4 protein-coding genes are annotated in these 4,428 nt (G+C 57.2%); all 4 read right to left on the reverse strand.

Annotation, left to right across the window (positions count from 1 at the left end):
• Positions 1 to 96: 96 nt before the first annotated feature.
• Complete coding sequence (locus H3Z84_RS07555; protein WP_199457043.1) at positions 97 to 687, reverse strand: TolC family protein; 591 nt, start codon at positions 685 to 687, stop codon at positions 97 to 99.
• Positions 684 to 3,605, reverse strand: a complete 2,922-nt coding sequence (locus tag H3Z84_RS07560) for an efflux RND transporter permease subunit (protein WP_228285759.1) — start codon at positions 3,603 to 3,605, stop codon at positions 684 to 686. Before H3Z84_RS07560 ends, H3Z84_RS07555 begins: the two co-directional genes overlap by 4 nt.
• A gap of 179 nt (positions 3,606 to 3,784) precedes the next feature.
• The gene (gene cadR / locus H3Z84_RS07565) at positions 3,785 to 4,219 is read right to left on the reverse strand and encodes a Cd(II)/Pb(II)-responsive transcriptional regulator (RefSeq protein ID WP_008175821.1); all 435 of its coding nucleotides are present in this window, start codon (positions 4,217 to 4,219) and stop codon (positions 3,785 to 3,787) included.
• Between the two features lie 12 nt (positions 4,220 to 4,231).
• Positions 4,232 to 4,428, reverse strand: a 197-nt coding sequence (locus H3Z84_RS16940; RefSeq protein WP_206768867.1) for a hypothetical protein, incomplete at its 5' end; no start/stop codon positions are given.

Consider the following 4,428-nt stretch of genomic DNA (forward strand, 5'->3'; position numbering starts at 1 on the left):
AGCCACTCGTTCAGGCTCGGGGGAAGAAGCAGTTCCTGATCAGGTGAATAGGGGCGGAAGGTGGTTCCCATCGGATTCTCCGGTGCTGAAGAATTTTTACGTATTATGCCAGAAGGTGGCTCCTGCCGCGCAGACTCCTAGAGTATCCAACTCCGTTTTGACCCTGAGCATTTCACTTTGCGAGCCGATGCCATAGTCAAGCCTCTGTTCCGTTACGGTGGCCAGTTGCTCGACCAAAGCGCGTGTCTCATGATGGAGATTGATCGCTTCATTGGTATACCACCAATATGCATACGCCTCCTTAACGCGAGCTGTCAGCTGCCTTATTAGCCACTGAGTCTCCTGCTGGGCGGCAAGCATTCCGGCCTCCGCTGCCTTGCGAGACGCCGACAGATGATCCGGCCAGGGCAGCTGCTGGCTTACCTCAAAGCGATGCCCAACTGTATTAGGTCCCTCTAGAGTTTCAGGCGCAATGCCATACTTGATGACCGGGTCGGCCCAAGTATCTGAGCCCTCCACTTTGGCTTCTGACATTTCGGCGACAGATCTTTGCGCGCCCAGAGTCGCGTTATTGGTCAGAGCCTCTTGAACCCAATCGTCAACGACCTCAATAGGTTCGGCGTTTATCGGCAAGGCCATTGTGATCAGCAGGATCAGAACGGTTTGGATGCCAATGGGTCTAATCATCGGAATGTTCCTTTTTTGGCGATTTTTTTCAGCCATGCGCGCTGCCAGAGATAGAAAATCACCGGAATCAGCAGCAGGGTCAGGATCAACGTGGTGACCATGCCACCGATCATCGGGCCGGCGATGCGTTGCATGACTTCTGAGCCGGTGCCACTGCCCAGCATGATGGGCACCAGGCCAGCTACAATGGCCGCGAAGGTCATCATGATCGGACGCACCCGTTGCGCAGCACCGTCACTGATCGCCTTGCGCAGGGCATCTGCCGACAGCTGGCCTGATTGATGATCCACGGTTTCCAAAGCGTTATGCAGAGACTGGTTCAGGTACACCAGCATCAGGACTCCGATCTCCACCGCCACCCCGGCCAGGGCAATAAAACCGACGGCCACGGCCACGGAGAGGTTGTAACCCAGCAGATACATCAGCCAGATGCCACCGATCATGCCGAATGGCAGGGTGCCGAGAATAATGCCCACCTCGGTCAGGTTGCGGAAGTTCAGGTACAGCAGAATGATGATGATGGCCAGGGTCAGCGGCACCACCAGCGTCAGGCGTTCCTTGGCCCGCTGCATATACTCATATTGGCCAGACCAAGTCAGGGAGTAGCCAGCAGGTAGATCCACCTGTTCTTGCACCACGGACTGCGCCTCCCTTACCCAACTGCCCAGATCCCGGCCCTCGATATCCACCAGAGTCCAGCCATTGATACGGGCGTTTTCCGACTTGATCATGGGCGGCCCCTGGTCGATCCGGATATCCGCCACATCGGCCAACGCGATACGCTGGCCATTGGGTGTCACCATCGGCAGCAGGCGCATCTGCTCCACCGAATCCCGGTAACCCTGGGGATAGCGCAGATTGATGGGATAGCGCTCCAGACCCTCCACCGTGTTGGCCACGTTCATGCCGCCAATCGCGGTACGTACGACCGATTGAATGTCTGCGATATTCAGCCCGAAACGAGCGGCAGCCTCGCGCTGTATATCCACCTTGATGTAGCGTCCGCCGGCCACCCGCTCGGAAAACGCAGAGGCTGTGCCGGGTATGTCAGTCAACACCCGCTCGAGCTCTTCCCCTATACCCTGGATCACCGCCAGGTCAGGACCGGCCACCTTGATGCCGACTGGGGTCTTGATGCCCGTGGAGAGCATGTCGATGCGGGTTTTGATCGGCATGACCCAGGCGTTAGTAAGGCCCGGAAGTCTGACGGTCCTGTCCAGTTCCCGGCGCAGAGATTCCGGCGTCATGCCGGGTCGCCACTGGTCCCGTGGTTTGAACTGGATAAAGGTCTCAATCATGGTCAGCGGGGCAGGATCGGTGGCCGTATCGGCGCGGCCAATTTTTCCGAACACGGTCTCCACTTCCGGAATACTGGCAATCAGCTTGTCGGTCTGTTGCAGAATCTGTCGGGCCTTGCCAATGGAGATACCAGGATAGGTGGTGGGCATGTACATCAGATCCCCCTCGTCCAGAGGCGGCATGAATTCACTGCCCAGCTTGTTGGCCGGCCAGAAGCCGATGATCAGCACCACCAGGCCTCCGGCAAGCATCAATGCCGGCCGTCGCAAAGCCCAGCCGATAATCGGTCGGTACAGGGCGATCAGCAGTCGGTTGATGGGATTGCGATGTTCTGGCAATACCTTGCCACGGATGAAATAGCCCATCAGCACTGGAACGAGAGTGATGGCCAGCCCGGCTGCCGCCGCCATGGCGTAGGTTTTGGTGAACGCCAGGGGGGCGAAGAGCTTGCCCTCCTGAGCCTCCAGGGTGAAGACCGGCAGAAAGCTCACGGTGATGATCATCAGTGAGAAAAACAGCGCGGGCCCCACCTCACCCGCGGCCCGCGACATCACGGCCCATCGGTTTTCCGGTGTCAGCGGGGTTCGCTCCATGTGTTTATGGACGTTCTCCACCATCACGATGGCCCCGTCCACCATGGCGCCGATGGCAATGGCAATACCCCCGAGGGACATGATATTGGCGTTGATGCCCTGGGCGTGCATCACCACGAACGCCGCAAGGATACCTACGGGCAGACTGACGATGACCACCAGCGACGACCGTAGATGGAACAGGAATACTGCGCAAATAAGGACGACCACCAGGAACTCTTTCAATAACTTGCCATACAGGTTGTCCACGGCGTTATTAATGAGTGTGGAGCGATCGTAGGTAGGAACCACTTCTACACCATCGGGGAGGCTGGTTTTGATGTCCTCCAAGCGTTGCTTGACCCCTTCGATGGTTTTCAAGGCGTTCTCACCGAAACGCATCACCACAATGCCTCCGGCCACTTCCCCTTCCCCATTCAGTTCGGCGATACCGCGACGGACCTGTGGGCCAAGCTGCACATCGGCCACGTCTTTCAGTAACAGGGGCTTGCCGTTGTCGTTGACCCCCAGGGGGACCTGTCGCAGATCGTCTTCGTTCTGCAGGTAGCCGGTGACCCGTACCATGTATTCCGCCTCGGCCATCTCCACCACCGAGGCGCCGGTTTCCTGGTTGGCGCTGTTGATGGCGGAATGGATGCGCTGCAGGGTAATGTCGTGGGCCCGCAGTCTGTCCGGGTTCACCACGACCTGATACTGTTTCACCATGCCGCCAACGCTGGCGACCTCGGATACACCGGGCACGGTTTGCAGTTCAAACTTCAGGAACCAGTCCTGAATAGCCCGCAGTTCCGACAGGTCATGCTGACCGGTGCGGTCCACCAGGGCGTAGGAGTATACCCAGCCAACGCCGGTTGCATCCGGCCCCAGCTCTGGTTTGGCGGCATCGGGCAATTGCCCGGCCACCTGGCTCAGGTACTCCAGTACCCGGGAGCGGGCCCAGTACAGATCGGTGTTGTCATCGAAAATGACATAGACAAAGGAATCACCAAAAAAGGGGTATCCGGATTTTTTGGTTGATTGGCTCATATCATGATGACGGAACCAACCATCAGCTCAGCGGATTACCTGGTTGATGACGACTCTTCTTCACGGCCCCTGCAAGTTTGCAGCAACGCCCAGGTTCGCATGCCGAGATACGCAGTGAGGCTTCGCGATCAACACACCATGCATTCACAATGTCACTGCAAGGTCCGGCATGTCTCTGCTCAGTCCTTACGGCCTGAGCTAGCCCTATACAGCTGTTGTTTGCTCTCCTCGCTGATCCCCGTCAGGATGCCGCAGGCATTGATCTCCCGACCCTCGTTGCAACTCGCCCTCAGTGAAACGAGTTGTTGCTCAAGCGCTTGCAGAGCAGTTATCTGCGACCGCACATGAGAGATGTGGTCATCGAGCATGGCGTTGACGGCGGTACAAGGCTGGCGAGGGTCGTCCTGATAGCTCTGTAGCTCGCGAATCTCTGTCAGTGACAGGTCCAGAATTCGGCAGCGGCGGATAAAGGCAAGCCACTCGCCATGCTTCTCGGTATAGACACGGTAACCATTCTCCTGCCGTTCTGGCGGCGGCAACAGGCCCTGCTGCTCATAGAAGCGGATCGTCTGCGTGTCGATACCCGCTATCTGGGCTAACTGACCAATGCGCATCAGGCTTACTCCTCAACGGATCATCTGTCCCATTGACCTTATAGTAGCTATATAGTTTTTAATACTAGCAAGAGTTATGGTGATTTCTGGTGTATGGAAGCAGGCTGAAGGGGTGGCGTATCCTGTTGGTTGATCACCGCCAAGATCACAACCAACAGAGGAATGATACGCCATGTCCGAGTCTAACCTGCATGCTCTTTCACAACCAG

It is taken from the genome of Marinobacter sp. bablab_jr003 (assembly GCF_016464245.1).
GTDB classification, from domain to species: domain Bacteria; phylum Pseudomonadota; class Gammaproteobacteria; order Pseudomonadales; family Oleiphilaceae; genus Marinobacter; species Marinobacter vinifirmus.

Excerpts from the sequence above, each read along its gene's own strand:
- H3Z84_RS07555 (WP_199457043.1), bottom strand. The coding sequence starts at position 687 with ATGATTAGACCCATTGGCATCCAAACCGTTCTGATCCTGCTGATCACA.
- H3Z84_RS07560 (WP_228285759.1), bottom strand. The coding sequence starts at position 3,605 with ATGAGCCAATCAACCAAAAAATCCGGATACCCCTTTTTTGGTGATTCC.
- cadR (WP_008175821.1), bottom strand. The coding sequence starts at position 4,219 with ATGCGCATTGGTCAGTTAGCCCAGATAGCGGGTATCGACACGCAGACG.